Source organism: Serratia sp. Sp408 (assembly GCF_057180665.1).
Genome location: NZ_JBXUFT010000006.1, coordinates 28,328 through 42,704, shown reverse-complemented (window position 1 = coordinate 42,704; position 14,377 = coordinate 28,328). Strand labels below are relative to the sequence as shown.

Here is a 14,377-nt window from a genome sequence, read left to right as displayed (position 1 = left end):
CGCGGGTTGCCCGCTTAGCGACTGCGCTTGGCATGGCGCTCAAAGTTATCCGCTTTGGCCTGCGCCGATTTACGCAGCGTTACGTAACAGGCTCCATCGCCGCCGTCGCGCGGCAGTGCGCGACAAAACGCCTGCACCGGTTCCAGTTGCGCCAGCCATTTGGCCAGGTAACTGCGCACAATGTTGGCATGACTTTCATCTTCACGACCACGGCCATGCACCACCAGCAGCGAACGCAGGTTTTCCTGCTGCGCCAGTACGATAAAGCGGAACAGCTCCTGACGACAGCTTTCCACCGGGCGTTTCAGCAGGTTCAGGCTGGCCTGCGGCGCATAACGGCCATGGCGCAGCTTCTCCAGCACCCCTTGCTGAATACCCTCGCCCCGGTATTCGAGTGGCACATCGCAGGGAATAATCTCCAGCAAGTCGCTGCTGAGCGGATTTTCCTGTTGCAGCGCCTGCGCGGCGCGGCGCGCGCGCTGGTCCTCCCGATGGTCGGCTTTTAGATACAGCGTCTGTTGCCGCCCAGATAAGGGGGTAACGTCGGCCATTGCCTGCTCAAAAAAACCTTTTTCTTCGTTGTTCATCTCGCTGCCACTCACCTAGAAGTTAATACCGAAAACGACCGAGGTTCCTGTATTGCGGGGGGATGAGCTTGATTGTAAGACGCCATGGCGAGGTTGCAAGTGACGATTTATCGCTGGGGATTGTCTGCTTTTGTCACCAGCGGGTGAGCTTGCGCGTAGTTTTCGTTATACTGCCAGCCAATATTGAGTGCCGCAAAGGATCGAGCCCATGACAATGCGCGAACTGGAAATCCAGTTTCAGAATGCAATGAATGAGTTGCAGGCCAGCTTCGAAAAGCAGCACCGCGAATGGCAACAACGCTATCACGCACTGCAACAACAATTGCTGGAAGCTCAACAACGCGAAGCTGCCCTTCGTGCACAGAACGAACAGCTGGCGCGGAAACTGAGCACCGCCAGCTCGGTGCCGGAACAGCATGCGCTGGTGAAGCAAATCAAAATGCTCGGCGCCCACCTGGATGCGCTGGCCAAGGATGCCGCCACCTTCAATCACCGTGTGCATAATCAGCCACCACGGGCAGCGGATAATTTCAGCGGCGAACAACACTGACATCACCGGCGCCGTCAGCGGCGCCCCTGGCCAGTTGCTGGCAACTAACGAGTACAAGACACCCCAATGACGTGGATTATTATCGCCGCCCTGATCGTGGTCTTTATTGTCGGTTACCGCCTGCTGACCTCCGATACCCGCAAGGCCATTGATTCTCTGGCGAACTGGCTGAAGGTCAAACCGATGCTGGTTGAATCGATGGTGCAGGAAATGGGCGGGCACAACGGCCAACGCTTCATCCGGATGCTGAACAACGGCTACACCGAAGAAATGCACCGTGCGGCCTACCTGCTGTTTATTTATGTCACCTTTATCAAACAGGCGGACGATACGCAGATAGGCCTGTGGCGCGAAACCCTGATCCGCGCGGGTCTGTCGCCGCAGTTGCACGCCGAACACACCGAGTCGGCGCTGTTTTACTTTGCTGAACTGGATTTGGATGCGTTTGAACTGGCGCAGTTTCGCCGCGCCTATAACGAGCGCTTCAATCTGGATGCCATCGTCAACGGGTGAGCCATGGGCGCAGCGGACTGCGCTCCCTGGTTACAGGAACATACTGTAAAGATAGCGGGACAGCGCTTCGCGCGAGCTGAAGCCGTGCGGAATGCCGTAACGCAGGTTTGGCGTGTCGCCGGTGAGATCCAATGGGAATTCAGTATATTGTTCGCTGGTACGCACTGGCGACGTCGGGGTCGCAAAGTGCACGCTGCGCTCTTTTAACGCAGGGTGTATCACCAACGCAGTTCTGCCCATCCGCGCTTCGCGGTTAACATACACATAGTGATCGCCCTTGCGGTAGCCGTAGGCTTGATCGGTGACATAATCACGTTCAAAACCGGTACTCTCCAACACTCTAGCCACTTCATCCGGCCGTAAATACATCGATTCCTCCTCTCATTCTGAACCGCAGTGCGACCTTACCGGAATCATTGGCTGAAACAATAAATTTCTCAGAGTGCATCCGGGTTTCGGAATAATCCTTAATCATCAGCTTGAGCCAAGGCTGGCGTGGCTGTTTCACGCATCGCAGGCAGCTAACGATACACGGTCATTCCCCAATGGGAGCGAGGATTGCGCAGGCAACGCTTTGGTTGGCAACGACAGCGCTGGCTACCTGCCACCGGGAATCCCCCCCTCGCCCCCAAGCGGCGGTAAACCGGGATCATAGCGACGGCCAGACCATTATTGCTTGGCTAACGCATGGCGTTTGCGCCATTCGCTGGGGTTGAGGCCCAAAATGCGCTGAAATTCGCGGTTAAAATTGGATTTAGTGGTAAAACCGGCCTCCAGCATAATGTCGGTAATCGGCCGATCGCTTGCGCTTAGCCAATGAGCTGCCTGATGAATGCGCATTTGGTTCACAAATTGCGATACGTTCATCCCGGCATGCTGATTAATCGCCTGGGACACCTTGCGTGCCGGCAAGCCAACCTTACGCGCCAGACGAGTCAGGTTAAGCTCAGCGTCCAGATACAGGCCATCCTGCCTGAGGCGGCGCTCAATCAGCGCGAACCATTCCTCGGTCGGCTTGTGCTGCTCGGCTTCAACTGGAGGCTCCTCCACCGTATGCGCAGGTAAATGCGCCCGCAGCAGAATGGCGCCAAGCCCCAGCACCACCAGCAGGCTGCTCAAGGTAGCGATGGCACCAGCATGCTCCCCGGCATGAAAGGCAAAATCCCAGGCGATGGCCGTTTCAGCTAAGCCACCGGCCAATAAAAGCATGCCAAGCGCGCGCCAAAGGCGCAGACTCAGCCAACTTTCCGTCAGCGCTACCCTGGGTAAGCTGTTTTCCCCCTGCCGTAAAAACAACAGCATGGCGAGGGCAAACCCCAGATAGGCCGCAATGATCAGACCATCCAACAGCCAGGGTGCCCACAGCTGCGCCCAACCAGCAATCGCCAACGGCATCGCCACCACCAGACCATAGTGCCAACGCCCGCCTTGCGCGCTCGCGGTAAGCGCCAGATAAATCAGCGCGGGAATGGCGATAGCGCCATAGGGTTGTAGCGCGTTGAACTGGTTGAAATGATAGCCATAACGCACTCCGACCAACAGACTTTGCCAGATGCACAATAGCAGTAACAGATGAAATACCCAGCGCTGACGCTGGGGAGCCCCCAGGCGAATCAACAGTGCCAGATACACGGCAGCAAAGACAAATGTCAGTGGAATAAGCGGCATGGCCAGGGTTCGCAATAACCGGGAAGGTGTCCGCGAGTGTAAAATCTGAAGCTTGCAAAAACAAACCGTTAACGACCTAAATCGCGATCGAGGTCGCCACAACCTATCCCCCTGCTGCAAATTGGCCGCTTTCCCTGTCAAGGAAGCATCATGAAGACATTCGTTATCTTGCTGGCATTGATCGGTTCATTCGCCAACGCCGCCCCTTATCAACTTGCCGACGCACAACACACCTTTCATGCTAACGGCAGAGTACTCGACAGCCGCATTTACTACCCCACCGAGGATAGCGGCCCGCAACATGTGCTGGCAGCCAACCCGGTGTTTGCTGGTATCCCGAGTAGGATTAATGCGCCCGTTGCCCAGGGCCGATTCCCGCTGGTGATCCTGAGCCACGGCAGCGGCGGTAACAACGCCAGTCAGGCCTGGCTGGCCAAGGCTCTGGTTGAACAAGGGATAATCGTAGCGGCGGCCAATCATCCCGGCAGTACTACCGGCAATTCTCTCCCGGCGCAGTCTGCCCGCCTATGGTTGCAACCCGAGGATATGTCCGCGCTGATCGGCGCCATGCTCGACGATGCGCGCTGGAGCCAACGGATCGATGCCAACGCCATTGGCGTTATCGGGCATTCCAAAGGCGGCTACAGCGCCATTGCACTGGTCGGCGGGCGCCTTGATCTACGCCAGTTTATTCACGGCTGCCATCGCGCACCGCATTCAGCCAACTGTCAGTTTTATACGCAGGCCAAGGTTGAGTTGCGGCAGCTGTCAGCCCAGCGCTTCAACCATGACTATCAGGATCGCCGCGTTCGCTTTGCCATTGCGCTCGATCCCGGCATGGCATCCTACCTGTTGCCCGCCAGCCTGGGCTCGCTTTCCGCCCCGCTGCTGATTGTCGAAGCGCAGCGCTATCTGGCAACGGCGGACGGTCTGGGGGGGGCGTCGCTGGCGAAGTATGCCGGCAGGCACCCCATTACCAGCGTGCAAATCCCTGACAGCAGTCATTTTGATTTCTTGCCCTTATGCACCCCACGGGCAAAAACCGTGCTGGCGCAGGAGGGGGAAAGCTTTATTTGTGACTCGACAACGGCGCAGCGTGCAGCAGTACATCAACAGACCATTGCCACGGTATTGCAGTTTATTCACCCTTGGCTAACCAGGACCGCAAAAAATCGATAAATGCCCGCACCTTCTCCGGTACGTGGCGCGTATTGGGGTAAAGCGCATAAATACTCTGTGTCGGGAAGCGGTGGTCTGGCAACAGCTGACATAATTGCCCGCGCTGCAGTGCCGGGCGAGCCAGCCAGTCCGGCAGCAGGGCAACGCCGGCGCCGTGCAGGGCGAACGCCAGCAGCGCCGTCGCGCTGTCGGCCGTCAGCGCGGCAGGGGTTTCAACGTCGAACAGCACCGCCTGCCGTTGCGGCGTTACCACCTGCCAACTGAGCGGAGACGCTAATCGGCTGTGAACAATCCACTGCGCCTGCGCCAGTTGCGCCAGCGAAACAATCTGCTGTCGCGCCAGATAGTCCGGTGACGCGACCGGCAAAATGGCGAAATCGTCGAGGCGTGCCGCACGATGGTTTGAATCTGCCATGCGCCCCAGACGAATCGCCACGTCAAAGCGCTCGGCAATCAAATCCGCATGCTGAGAAGAAGAAACGTGCTGGATACGTAACCGTGGGTGCAGCTGGGCAAAAGCCGCCAGCGCCGGCACCACCGCGTGAGCGCCATATTCCGGCGTGCTGGTAATGCGCAAGGTGCCGCTCAGGCCGTGGTGGTCGCGCCGCACGTCATCCAAGACGTTTTCTGCCTCTTGCAACAGGCGCAGACTGCGCTGATAAAACCGTTCGCCGGCGTCGGTCAGCGACAGTTTCCGCGTGCTGCGCGCCAACAACGATACGCCAAGCTCGCTTTCCAACTGCTTGATATTAAAGCTGACCACCGCTTTGCTTTGCCCCAGCGTGTTTGCCGCCGCGGTGAAATTACCGGCCTCGACCACGGCAACAAAAATAGCCAGCCGCTGTAAATTGAGCATGGAATCCTCGATGACTGTCAAAATTATTTTGACAGTGTAACCGCCTGGCGCCGATTTATCCGCTGCTTTCCCCCCGCTACACTGCACGCCTTCAACCGGAGGCCCTATGCCGTATCGTACTCGCGTCGCGCTCATCTATCTGCTTGGTTTTTTTGTCGATCTGATCACTATGTTCATTGCCAACATCGCCTACCCGGCGATTGGCCGCGCGCTGCACGCCAGCGTCAACCAACTGGCCTGGGTCAGCACCGGCTATATTCTCGGCCTGACGCTGGTCATTCCCCTCAGCGCCTGGCTGGCGCAGCGCATCGGCGCACGACGGGTGTTTCTGTTGTCACTGACCGTATTTATCCTCGCCACCGCCGCCGCCGGTTTTGCCGGCACGATTGGCGCGCTGATTGGTTGGCGAGTATTGCAAGGCATCGGCGGCGGCCTGCTGATCCCGATCGGTCAGACGCTGACCTATCAGCTGTATCGCAGCCATGAACGCGCCCGGCTGTCTGCCGCCATCATGCTGGTGGGTCTGCTGGCGCCGGCGCTGTCCCCGCTATTGGGGGGGCTCATCGTCGATCGCCTGGAGTGGCGCTGGGTATTCTTCGCCAATCTGCCGCTGGCGCTACTGGCGTTGCTGCTGTCCGCCCTGTGGCTACGCCGTGATGCACCGTCGTCGCAGCGTTCGCCGTTGGATGTCTGGGGATTGCTCAGCGCCTGCGCTACCTTGAGTTTATTGCTGCTTGGTCTGAGCCGGTTGGGCGAACCACAGACGCAACGCTCGGCGGCGCTGCTGCTGGTCGGCGCTGGCGTGGCTATGGCTATCTATCTGCGCCATAGCCTGCGCCACCCGCACCCACTGCTCGATCTGCGCCTGATGCAAAACCCGCTGCTACGTATTTCGATGCTGGTTTACCAGACCATTCCCGGACTGTTTCTCGGCGTCAATCTGCTCGCCATGTTATACCTGCAAAATCAGCTGGCGATGTCGGCCGCCGCGGTGGGCGCGCTGATGATCCCCTGGTCTCTGGCCTCTTTGCTGGCGATTACGCTGACCGGCAAAAGCTTCAACCGTCTTGGCCCACGCCCGTTATTTATTCTCGGCTGCATCATGCAGGGGCTGGGGATCCTGACGCTGGCGCACATCAGCGCCGCCGACCAGCTCGCATGGCAACTTGCCGCCTTTGCGATGATGGGATTTGGCGGCAGTTTATGCAGCAGTACCGCACAGAGCAGCGCCTTCCTGACCCTTGACGACGCGCGTCTGGCCGACGCCAGCGCACTATGGAATATCAATCGTCAGCTCAGTTTCTGCTTTGGCGTGGCGCTGCTGAGCCTGGCGTTCAACCTGCTGCAACGTTATGCACCCGGCGTTAACGCTTACCAAACCAGTTTTTATCTGGCCGCCGCAGCAACGCCAATCCCATTGCTGCTGTGCCTGCGCATCGCCAATCGGGCGGTGGTGCGCCATATCCATCTGCAACAGGAGATATCATGAACCGTTATTTTAACGAAGTGTTGGACGCCCACGTGGCGATCGAAAACTGGCTGGGGCAAGGCGAAGGCCAGCTCGACGCGCTACTGGCACGATTTGATGCCGATTTTACCCTGATTGCGCTCAACGGCAGCAAACTGGATTTTCCAGCGCTGCGCGTTTTTTTTCAGGCTCATCATGCGGCCAAGCGTGGCTTGCGCATCGCCATTGAAGAGATGACGCTGCTGGCGCAATGGCCGGGCGGCGCGGTGGTGAACTACCGAGAGCGGCAAACGCTGCCTGGCCAGACGGCTACGCTGCGTTATTCTACCGTAGTATTTACCCAGCTTGACGCGCAGATTCAGTGGCGACATCTGCACGAAACACCGCTGGTTGGCTAATTACAGAAAATTCTCGGCGAACAACGGCCAGGCGACGATCGCGCCGCACAGCGCCACCGCGCTAAACATCAGCTCGAACAGATAGCGGTTTATCATAGACGCTCCAATAAAAAACACCCGGAAGGGGCCGGGTGTTGGCATCGGGCTATATCAGACGACGCCCTGACGGCGTCGTTGGGGCCGAGAGATTAAGCGGCAGGTGCTGCGGCTTTCTTGGTGGCTTTTTTATGGTGCTTTTTTGCTGCCTGTGCTTTTTGAGCAGGTGCTTTTTTGCTGTGTTTCTTGGCTTTGGCGGCCTGCGCTTTTTGCACAGCGGCTTTCTTGCTCGACTTCTTGTGGGTTTTCTTGTGGGTGGTTTTCGCCGGAGTCTTGCTCACGGCAGCTGCGCTGGTCGTGGTGGTCGCAGCCGGTGCGCTAGCAGGCGCCGCGGTGGTTTCGGCAGCGAAAGCCATAGAAGACAGACCCATAGTGGCGGCAACAACCAGTGCTAATACTTTTTTCATCTTTGCTTCCTCAGAGTGTTTTTCGGCAAGCCCCGGTGGGGCCGTTGCAGCAGATACTAGTGCAAGCGATGTTGCCGTTCAGTGAGTGATTGGTTTCGCCGAGTAACCAAATGTACAACCTGACAGTCCGCGCCAGGCCTCAAAATAAAATTCGGTATTTTGTGCGATCGCCGACACATTTTAAGAAATGGTCTACACTTAAAGGACATGTGTCCAAACGGAGAGTCGAATGTTTAAGAAAACAGAAAAAGTTGAACGAGACATCGATCAGGACCTTACCTTGTTGGCCGATACACTGGATGAAGTGTTAAAAGCTTCAGGCGACAAGACCAAAGAGGAACTGAGTGAGCTGCACAATAAAGCCAAAGGCGTATTACGCGACGCCCGTGCGCGTTTTAATGGCTCCACCAGTTTGACACAGCACGCACGCGATGCGGTCGGTCACGCCGACGATTATGTGCATGACAAACCTTGGCAGGGCGTGGGTATCGGAGCCGCTGTTGGCATCGTACTCGGCGTTCTGCTCGCCCGGCGTTAACACCCCTTGCAGTCATCATAAAGATAAGACAAATGTGCGTCTGGCCCGCGGGAAACCGCGGGCCGTTTAATTAAGGCTGACCAACGCCGCCGCCAACCTCGCCACCGCCTGCTCCGCCTCCCACTGCTGGGTAAAATTGGTAAACCCCAACAAGATGCCCTGCTGCAGCGCGGACGTCTGCTGCCAGTCAGACAGCGCCTGCACCGCCAACCCGTCACGCCATGCCGCCGCCGCCAGCGCGCTGTCGCTTCCCGTTGTCAATCGCGCCAGCAATTGGATCCCTCCCGCCTGCGCCGCCACGCTCAAAACGCTGCCTAACTGCTGCTGCAATGCGTCAGCCAACCATTGTCGGCGTTGGCGGTACAGCGGCCGCATGCGCTTCAGATGTCGGTAAAAATGCCCCTGGCTGATAAATGCCGCCACGCTGGCCTGTATCAACGGAGGACTGCCGCACAGACGCTGGCGGGCAACCTGCTCAAACGCCGCCACCTGAGCTGCCGGCACTACCAGATAAGACAGACGCAACGACGGGAACAGCGTTTTGCTGAACGAACCGGCGTACAGCACCCGCTGCTGGCCATCAAGACTCTTTAACGGTGGCAATGGGCGGCCGACATAACGAAACTCGCTGTCATAATCATCCTCGACAACCCACGCCTGCCGTTGCTGTGCCCATTCAAGCAGCGCCATACGCCGAGCCAGACTGAGCGACACACCTAACGGGCTTTGGTGAGTCGGCGTCAACACTGCCATGCGGGCGTCTGGCCGCCGGGCCATACCGAGGTCTATATTCATGCCTTGCGAATCAACCGGTACTGGCACCGTCTGTATGCCGGCGGCGTGTAACAACGGTCGCGTAATCGGGTAACCGGGATCCTCCAGCCACACCGCATCGCCCGGCTGCAACAGCGTATTGACGATCAGATCCAGTTGAGCCTGATAGCCGCTGCAGATAAAGATCTGATCCGGACCACAATGAATACCGCGCGACAACGCCAGATAGTGGCTAATCGCCTCACGCAAGGCGCTCAAACCACTGGCTGGCGGGTGCGCCAACGACAGCGCCGTGGTAGCGCGCAGTTGCCGCGCGACGATCCGTTGCCACACCGCACGTGGAAAGGCGTCCAGCGCCGGCAATCCCAGTTGGAACGGCGCCAGCGTTGCGCCATCCGGGCTGAACGGCGACGCAGGCGGTTTGACCGTCGGCATCGCCATCGCCGCCGCCAACGTCAATTGCCGCGCTAGCGGCGGCAATTGCGCCGAGACATAGGTGCCCGCCTGGCCGCGACTTTGTAAAAATCCTTCGGCAACCAGTTGCGCATACGCGCTTTCCACCGTCGCGCGCGCCACCCCCAGATCGCTCGCCAAACCACGCACCGACGGCAAACGGCTGCCTGCCGGCAGCGCGCCTTGTCCTATCGCCTGTTTGATACGTAGATAAATCTGCCGATACAGCGGTTCAGCCAGTTGGCTGTCCAGCCGCAGGGAAGCAAAGAATGGTCGCATTATGGCCTGGTTAAATAATCATTTTATGGCTCTATAGCATAGTCCATATCGTGGTTAAAGTGGCTGCCGACACCTAACCGAGAAGAGAACTCCGATGATTACGCCACGTTTAAACTATGTCGAACTGTCGCCGGCGCCGTACAAAAGCATGGTCAGCGCCCTGCTCGCTCTAGAGCACGGCCCGCTGGAAAAACCGTTGATCGAGCTGATATTCATGCGCGTTTCACAGCTTAACGGCTGCGCCTACTGCCTGGAGATGCATGGCAAGGCGCTGCGGGAAAGCGGTGCCAGTCACGGCAAAGTGGACATGCTGGCCGGCTGGCGGGTCAGCAACGCGTTCAGCGAGCGTGAGCGCGCAGCGCTGGAATGGGCGGAATCGGTGACGTTGATCGCCGCCAGCCATGCGCCGGACAGCGTCTTTGAGCCGCTTAAAGAGCATTTCAGCGCGGCCGAGATCAGCGATCTGACGTTCGCCATCTGCATCATGAACGCCTTCAATCGCCTGGCGGTCAGTATGAAGAAGTGATGTTACCGGGCCGGCACTGCCGGCCCACTGACCGACAAAAATAAATTTCCCCGCCTAAATCCAGTCCTGCTGCGCCCTGCCATCAAATTGCGACAAAACACCATATATGGTGCGGTTGATAAAATCAGGATCAATATATAGTATTTAAAACGTCAACCACAGGGATGCTTACCGGTTGATTACACCGCCAGAAACTGCCCTTTGAACGAATTATTTCTGGCTTATCCGCCTTTCCTTCAAGATAAAAGGTGAATACGAATCATGATGATTATTATTTACAGCAAACCTGACTGTGTCCAGTGCAATGCGACCTATCGTGCGTTCGATAAGCAGGGACTGGACTATCAGGTGGTCGATCTCACTCAGGATCAGCAGGCGTTGACCCATGTAAAATCATTAGGTTACCAGCAGGTTCCGGTGATTATCGCCGGTGACGATCATTGGTCGGGATTCCGCCCGGATAAAATAGGCGCACTGGCCCACGCCACGGCATCGTGAGGTGTGACCATGAATCCATTGGTCTATTTCTCCAGCAGTTCGGAGAACACCCACCGCTTTATTGAGAAACTCGGCCTGCCGGCGATGCGTATTCCGATCGCCGGCAGCCGCAGCCCGTTGCTGATGGCTCAGCCCTATATTCTGATTGTGCCGAGCTACGGCGGCGGTGGCAGCACCGGCGCAGTGCCCACCCAGGTGATCCGTTTTCTAAACCAGCCACAGAACCGCAGTTTCCTGCGCGGCGTGATTGCCGCCGGGAACACCAACTTCGGCGCAGCGTATGGCATTGCCGGCGATATCATCGCCAAAAAATGCCAGGTGCCTTTTTTATATCGTTTTGAGCTACTTGGCACCGCACAAGACGTTGCAAACGTTCGACAGGGAGTAACCGCATTTTGGCAACGACAGAACTGACCCCCGCAACCAACGCGCAGGATTACCATTCGCTTAACGCGATGCTCAATCTTTACGATGCCGAAGGTCACATCCAGTTCGACAAGGATCGACTGGCGGCGCGGCATTACTTCCTCCAGCACGTCAATCAGAACACGGTGTTCTTCCATAACCTGGAAGAAAAGCTGCGCTATCTGGTGGAGGAAGGCTACTACGAGCCACAGGTACTGGCGCAGTACGACTTCCCCTTTATCAAGCAGCTGTTCAAGCAGGCGTATGCGAAGAAGTTCCGCTTTGAAACCTTCCTTGGCGCCTTCAAGTATTACACCAGCTACACCTTGAAGACCTTCGACGGGAAACGCTACCTGGAGCGCTACGAAGATCGGATTTGCATGGTGGCCTTGACGCTGGCGGCCGGCGATCGCCAACTGGCGCAAGATCTGGTGGAAGAGATGATTTCCGGGCGTTTCCAACCGGCGACGCCGACCTTCCTCAACAGCGGCAAACGCCAGCGCGGCGAACTGGTTTCCTGCTTTCTGCTGCGTATTGAAGACAACATGGAATCCATCGGCCGCGCGGTCAATTCGGCGCTGCAGCTGTCCAAGCGCGGCGGTGGCGTCGCGTTCCTGCTGAGCAATATTCGCGAGGTCGGCGCGCCGATAAAGCGCATCGAAAACCAGTCTTCCGGCGTGATTCCAATCATGAAAATGCTGGAAGACGCGTTTTCATATGCCAACCAGCTGGGCGCACGCCAGGGTGCCGGCGCGGTGTACCTCAACGCCCATCACCCGGATATTTTGCGCTTCCTTGATACCAAGCGTGAAAACGCCGACGAGAAGATCCGCATCAAAACGCTGTCGCTGGGGGTGGTGATCCCGGACATTACCTTCGAACTGGCAAAAAACAACGAAGAGATGTACCTGTTTTCGCCGTACGACGTAGAACGGGTTTATGGCATGCCATTCTCGGACATCAGCGTCAGCGAAAAATACCGCGAGATGGTTGATGACAAGCGCATCCGCAAGTCACGCATCAACGCGCGCGATTTCTTCCAGATGCTGGCGGAGATTCAGTTTGAATCCGGCTATCCGTACATGATGTTTGAAGATACGGTAAACCGCGAAAATCCGATTGCCGGTCGTATCAACATGAGCAACCTGTGCTCGGAAATCCTCCAGGTCAATCGCGCCAGCAAGTATCATGACGACCTCGGCTACGCGCAGGTCGGCAAGGACATCTCCTGCAACCTTGGTTCGTTGAACATTGCGAAAACCATGGATGCCGCCGACTTTGGCAAAGCGGTCAACACCGCCATCCGTGCCCTGACCGCCGTGGCGGAGATGAGTGACATCCGTTCGGTGCCATCAATCGCCGAAGGCAACCGCGCCTCGCGCGCCATCGGCCTTGGCCAAATGAACCTGCACGGCTACCTGGCGCGTGAACGTATCTACTACGGTTCGCCAGAAGGCATCGATTTCACCAATATCTATTTCTACACCGTGGCCTATCACGCCATCCGCGCGTCCAATCAGCTGGCGATTGAACGCGGTAACGCCTTTGACGGCTTTGAACACTCGGCCTATGCCAGCGGCGACTACTTCGCCAAATATGTCGATCGTCAGTGGCAGCCGCAAACCGAGCGGGTGCGGCAGCTGTTTGCCGAGGCCGGCGTAGAGATCCCGACGCAAGAGCAGTGGCTGGCGCTGCGCCAGTCAGTGATGCTGCACGGCTTATACAATCAGAATCTGCAGGCGGTGCCGCCAACCGGATCGATTTCGTACATCAACAATTCGACTTCCAGTATTCACCCGATCGTCTCGCGGATCGAGATCCGCAAAGAGGGCAAAATCGGTCGCGTTTACTACCCTGCCCCCTATATGACTAACGACAACCTGGATTATTACCAGGATGCCTACCAGATCGGGCCGGAAAAGATCATTGACACCTATGCCGCTGCGACTCAACACGTCGATCAAGGTTTGTCGCTGACGCTGTTCTTCCGCGATACCGCCACCACCCGCGACATCAACCGCGCGCAGATTTACGCCTGGCGTCAGGGGATCAAGACTATTTATTACATCCGCCTGCGCCAGATGGCGCTGGAAGGCACCGAAGTTCAGGGCTGCGTGTCCTGCGCGCTGTGAGGGATCTTATGAAAATGCAACGCATCCAGGCAATCAACTGGAACAGAATCGAAGACGACAAAGATCTGGAGGTATGGAACCGACTGACCTCCAATTTCTGGCTGCCGGAAAAGGTGCCGCTGTCGAACGATATCCCGTCATGGGCGACGCTGACCGCCAAGGAGCAGCAGTTGACCATTCGCGTGTTTACCGGTCTGACGCTGCTGGACACTATCCAGAACACCGTCGGTGCGCCGACGCTGATTGACGACGCCATCACCCCGCATGAAGAAGCGGTATATTCGAACATCAGTTTTATGGAAGCGGTACATGCGCGTTCGTACAGCTCCATTTTCTCGACGCTGTGCCAGACCCGTGACGTAGACGATGCTTACCGCTGGAGCGAAGAAAACCGCGCGTTGCAGAAAAAGGCCGACATCATATTGGCGCACTACCGCAGCGACGATCCGCTGTTAAAGAAAGTCGCCAGCGTGTTCCTTGAGTCGTTCCTGTTTTATTCCGGCTTTTATCTGCCAATGTACTGGTCGAGCCGCGCCAAACTGACCAATACCGCCGATCTGATCCGCCTGATCATCCGCGACGAAGCGGTGCACGGTTACTACATCGGCTACAAGTTCCAAAAAGGACTGGAACAGGTGAGCGCAACGCGACGCCAGCAGGTGAAAAGCTTTGCCTTCGATCTGCTGCAGGATCTGTACGATAACGAAGTGCGCTACACCGAAGAGCTGTACGACGACGTTGGCTGGACCGAGGACGTGAAAACCTTCCTGCATTACAACGCCAATAAGGCGCTGATGAACCTGGGTTACGAGGCGCTGTTCCCGCCGTCGATGGCGGAGGTCAATCCAGCCATCTTGTCGGCGCTGTCACCCAATGCCGATGAAAACCATGATTTCTTCTCCGGTTCCGGTTCGTCCTACGTGATGGGCAAAGCGGTCAACACCGAGGACGAAGACTGGGAGTTCTGATCGCCTGGCTGCCGGCAGTCGGACTATCGCCTGCTGGCGGCCCACATGGCGGCCACTCCCGCGCTACCATGTGGGTGCGGCA

At 57.4% G+C, this 14,377-nt stretch carries 17 protein-coding genes; 11 read left to right on the top strand and 6 right to left on the bottom strand.

Annotated elements, in window-relative coordinates:
- Positions 1-14: 14 nt before the first annotated feature.
- Positions 15-587 carry a DNA endonuclease SmrA gene (smrA, locus tag AC2AXP_RS17095; RefSeq protein WP_004959443.1) on the bottom strand — a complete coding sequence of 191 codons (573 nt, stop codon included), beginning with the start codon at positions 585-587 and terminating at the stop codon, positions 15-17.
- 208 nt (positions 588-795) lie between these two features.
- On the opposite strand from smrA, the gene AC2AXP_RS17090 reads away from it, so the two are divergent.
- Both AC2AXP_RS17090 and AC2AXP_RS17085 read left to right on the top strand, forming a co-directional pair.
- The gene (locus AC2AXP_RS17090) at positions 796-1,137 is read left to right on the top strand and encodes an MbeD/MobD family mobilization/exclusion family protein (RefSeq protein WP_004959440.1); all 342 of its coding nucleotides are present in this window, start codon (positions 796-798) and stop codon (positions 1,135-1,137) included.
- A gap of 66 nt (positions 1,138-1,203) precedes the next feature.
- Complete coding sequence (locus tag AC2AXP_RS17085) at positions 1,204-1,650, top strand: DUF1198 family protein (RefSeq protein ID WP_004959438.1); 447 nt, start codon at positions 1,204-1,206, stop codon at positions 1,648-1,650.
- Between the two features lie 30 nt (positions 1,651-1,680).
- On the opposite strand, the gene AC2AXP_RS17080 is transcribed toward AC2AXP_RS17085, so the two are convergent.
- Both AC2AXP_RS17080 and AC2AXP_RS17075 read right to left on the bottom strand, forming a co-directional pair.
- Complete coding sequence (locus AC2AXP_RS17080; RefSeq protein ID WP_004959435.1) at positions 1,681-2,019, bottom strand: DUF2002 family protein; 339 nt, start codon at positions 2,017-2,019, stop codon at positions 1,681-1,683.
- Between the two features lie 300 nt (positions 2,020-2,319).
- The gene (locus AC2AXP_RS17075) at positions 2,320-3,318 is read right to left on the bottom strand and encodes a helix-turn-helix domain-containing protein (RefSeq protein ID WP_198773957.1); all 999 of its coding nucleotides are present in this window, start codon (positions 3,316-3,318) and stop codon (positions 2,320-2,322) included.
- A gap of 150 nt (positions 3,319-3,468) precedes the next feature.
- On the opposite strand from AC2AXP_RS17075, the gene AC2AXP_RS17070 reads away from it, so the two are divergent.
- Positions 3,469-4,497, top strand: a complete 1,029-nt coding sequence (locus AC2AXP_RS17070; protein WP_484381829.1) for an alpha/beta hydrolase family protein — start codon at positions 3,469-3,471, stop codon at positions 4,495-4,497.
- Here AC2AXP_RS17070 and AC2AXP_RS17065 read toward each other — a convergent pair.
- A complete protein-coding gene (locus AC2AXP_RS17065) occupies positions 4,457-5,353 on the bottom strand; it encodes a LysR family transcriptional regulator (RefSeq protein ID WP_039991826.1) in 897 nt (298 codons plus the stop codon). The genes AC2AXP_RS17070 and AC2AXP_RS17065 overlap by 41 nt on opposite strands.
- A 106-nt stretch (positions 5,354-5,459) precedes the next feature.
- Here AC2AXP_RS17065 and AC2AXP_RS17060 point away from each other — a divergent pair, with 106 nt between their 5' ends.
- Both AC2AXP_RS17060 and AC2AXP_RS17055 read left to right on the top strand, forming a co-directional pair.
- Positions 5,460-6,842 carry an MFS transporter gene (locus tag AC2AXP_RS17060; protein WP_484381828.1) on the top strand — a complete coding sequence of 461 codons (1,383 nt, stop codon included), beginning with the start codon at positions 5,460-5,462 and terminating at the stop codon, positions 6,840-6,842.
- Positions 6,839-7,219, top strand: coding sequence for a DUF4440 domain-containing protein (locus AC2AXP_RS17055; protein ID WP_484381827.1), 381 nt, complete (start codon positions 6,839-6,841; stop codon positions 7,217-7,219). Before AC2AXP_RS17060 ends, AC2AXP_RS17055 begins: the two co-directional genes overlap by 4 nt.
- Before the next feature lie 188 nt (positions 7,220-7,407).
- Here the strand turns inward: AC2AXP_RS17055 and asr are convergent, their stop codons facing one another.
- The gene (gene asr / locus AC2AXP_RS17050) at positions 7,408-7,722 is read right to left on the bottom strand and encodes an acid resistance repetitive basic protein Asr (RefSeq protein WP_004959410.1); all 315 of its coding nucleotides are present in this window, start codon (positions 7,720-7,722) and stop codon (positions 7,408-7,410) included.
- 229 nt (positions 7,723-7,951) lie between these two features.
- On the opposite strand from asr, the gene AC2AXP_RS17045 reads away from it, so the two are divergent.
- The gene (locus AC2AXP_RS17045) at positions 7,952-8,260 is read left to right on the top strand and encodes a DUF883 family protein (RefSeq protein ID WP_004959407.1); all 309 of its coding nucleotides are present in this window, start codon (positions 7,952-7,954) and stop codon (positions 8,258-8,260) included.
- A 66-nt stretch (positions 8,261-8,326) separates the two neighbouring features.
- On the opposite strand, the gene pdxR is transcribed toward AC2AXP_RS17045, so the two are convergent.
- The gene (pdxR, locus tag AC2AXP_RS17040) at positions 8,327-9,769 is read right to left on the bottom strand and encodes a MocR-like pyridoxine biosynthesis transcription factor PdxR (RefSeq protein WP_484381852.1); all 1,443 of its coding nucleotides are present in this window, start codon (positions 9,767-9,769) and stop codon (positions 8,327-8,329) included.
- A gap of 91 nt (positions 9,770-9,860) precedes the next feature.
- Here pdxR and AC2AXP_RS17035 point away from each other — a divergent pair, with 91 nt between their 5' ends.
- The 5 genes from AC2AXP_RS17035 (at position 9,861) to nrdF (ending at position 14,295) form a co-directional block, all read left to right on the top strand.
- The gene (locus tag AC2AXP_RS17035; RefSeq protein WP_004959401.1) at positions 9,861-10,292 is read left to right on the top strand and encodes a carboxymuconolactone decarboxylase family protein; all 432 of its coding nucleotides are present in this window, start codon (positions 9,861-9,863) and stop codon (positions 10,290-10,292) included.
- 261 nt (positions 10,293-10,553) lie between these two features.
- Positions 10,554-10,790: a glutaredoxin-like protein NrdH gene (gene nrdH, locus AC2AXP_RS17030; protein WP_004959397.1), complete on the top strand. Its 237-nt coding sequence runs from the start codon at positions 10,554-10,556 to the stop codon at positions 10,788-10,790.
- Between the two features lie 9 nt (positions 10,791-10,799).
- Positions 10,800-11,204, top strand: coding sequence for a class Ib ribonucleoside-diphosphate reductase assembly flavoprotein NrdI (nrdI, locus tag AC2AXP_RS17025; RefSeq protein ID WP_004959395.1), 405 nt, complete (start codon positions 10,800-10,802; stop codon positions 11,202-11,204).
- On the top strand, positions 11,186-13,327 hold the full coding sequence (gene nrdE / locus AC2AXP_RS17020) for a class 1b ribonucleoside-diphosphate reductase subunit alpha (protein WP_484381826.1): 2,142 nt from the start codon (positions 11,186-11,188) through the stop codon (positions 13,325-13,327). The genes nrdI and nrdE overlap by 19 nt, the downstream gene beginning before the upstream one ends.
- 8 nt (positions 13,328-13,335) lie before the next feature.
- Complete coding sequence (gene nrdF / locus AC2AXP_RS17015; RefSeq protein WP_004959389.1) at positions 13,336-14,295, top strand: class 1b ribonucleoside-diphosphate reductase subunit beta; 960 nt, start codon at positions 13,336-13,338, stop codon at positions 14,293-14,295.
- The last annotated feature ends 82 nt before the right edge of the window (positions 14,296-14,377 follow it).

Excerpts from the sequence above, each read along its gene's own strand:
- nrdI (WP_004959395.1), top strand. The coding sequence starts at position 10,800 with ATGAATCCATTGGTCTATTTCTCCAGCAGTTCGGAGAACACCCACCGC.
- AC2AXP_RS17055 (WP_484381827.1), top strand. The coding sequence starts at position 6,839 with ATGAACCGTTATTTTAACGAAGTGTTGGACGCCCACGTGGCGATCGAA.
- AC2AXP_RS17080 (WP_004959435.1), bottom strand. The coding sequence starts at position 2,019 with ATGTATTTACGGCCGGATGAAGTGGCTAGAGTGTTGGAGAGTACCGGT.
- smrA (WP_004959443.1), bottom strand. The coding sequence starts at position 587 with ATGAACAACGAAGAAAAAGGTTTTTTTGAGCAGGCAATGGCCGACGTT.
- AC2AXP_RS17075 (WP_198773957.1), bottom strand. The coding sequence starts at position 3,318 with ATGCCGCTTATTCCACTGACATTTGTCTTTGCTGCCGTGTATCTGGCA.
- asr (WP_004959410.1), bottom strand. The coding sequence starts at position 7,722 with ATGAAAAAAGTATTAGCACTGGTTGTTGCCGCCACTATGGGTCTGTCT.
- nrdF (WP_004959389.1), top strand. The coding sequence starts at position 13,336 with ATGAAAATGCAACGCATCCAGGCAATCAACTGGAACAGAATCGAAGAC.
- AC2AXP_RS17070 (WP_484381829.1), top strand. The coding sequence starts at position 3,469 with ATGAAGACATTCGTTATCTTGCTGGCATTGATCGGTTCATTCGCCAAC.
- AC2AXP_RS17060 (WP_484381828.1), top strand. The coding sequence starts at position 5,460 with ATGCCGTATCGTACTCGCGTCGCGCTCATCTATCTGCTTGGTTTTTTT.
- AC2AXP_RS17035 (WP_004959401.1), top strand. The coding sequence starts at position 9,861 with ATGATTACGCCACGTTTAAACTATGTCGAACTGTCGCCGGCGCCGTAC.
- AC2AXP_RS17045 (WP_004959407.1), top strand. The coding sequence starts at position 7,952 with ATGTTTAAGAAAACAGAAAAAGTTGAACGAGACATCGATCAGGACCTT.
- AC2AXP_RS17085 (WP_004959438.1), top strand. The coding sequence starts at position 1,204 with ATGACGTGGATTATTATCGCCGCCCTGATCGTGGTCTTTATTGTCGGT.
- AC2AXP_RS17065 (WP_039991826.1), bottom strand. The coding sequence starts at position 5,353 with ATGCTCAATTTACAGCGGCTGGCTATTTTTGTTGCCGTGGTCGAGGCC.
- AC2AXP_RS17090 (WP_004959440.1), top strand. The coding sequence starts at position 796 with ATGACAATGCGCGAACTGGAAATCCAGTTTCAGAATGCAATGAATGAG.
- nrdH (WP_004959397.1), top strand. The coding sequence starts at position 10,554 with ATGATGATTATTATTTACAGCAAACCTGACTGTGTCCAGTGCAATGCG.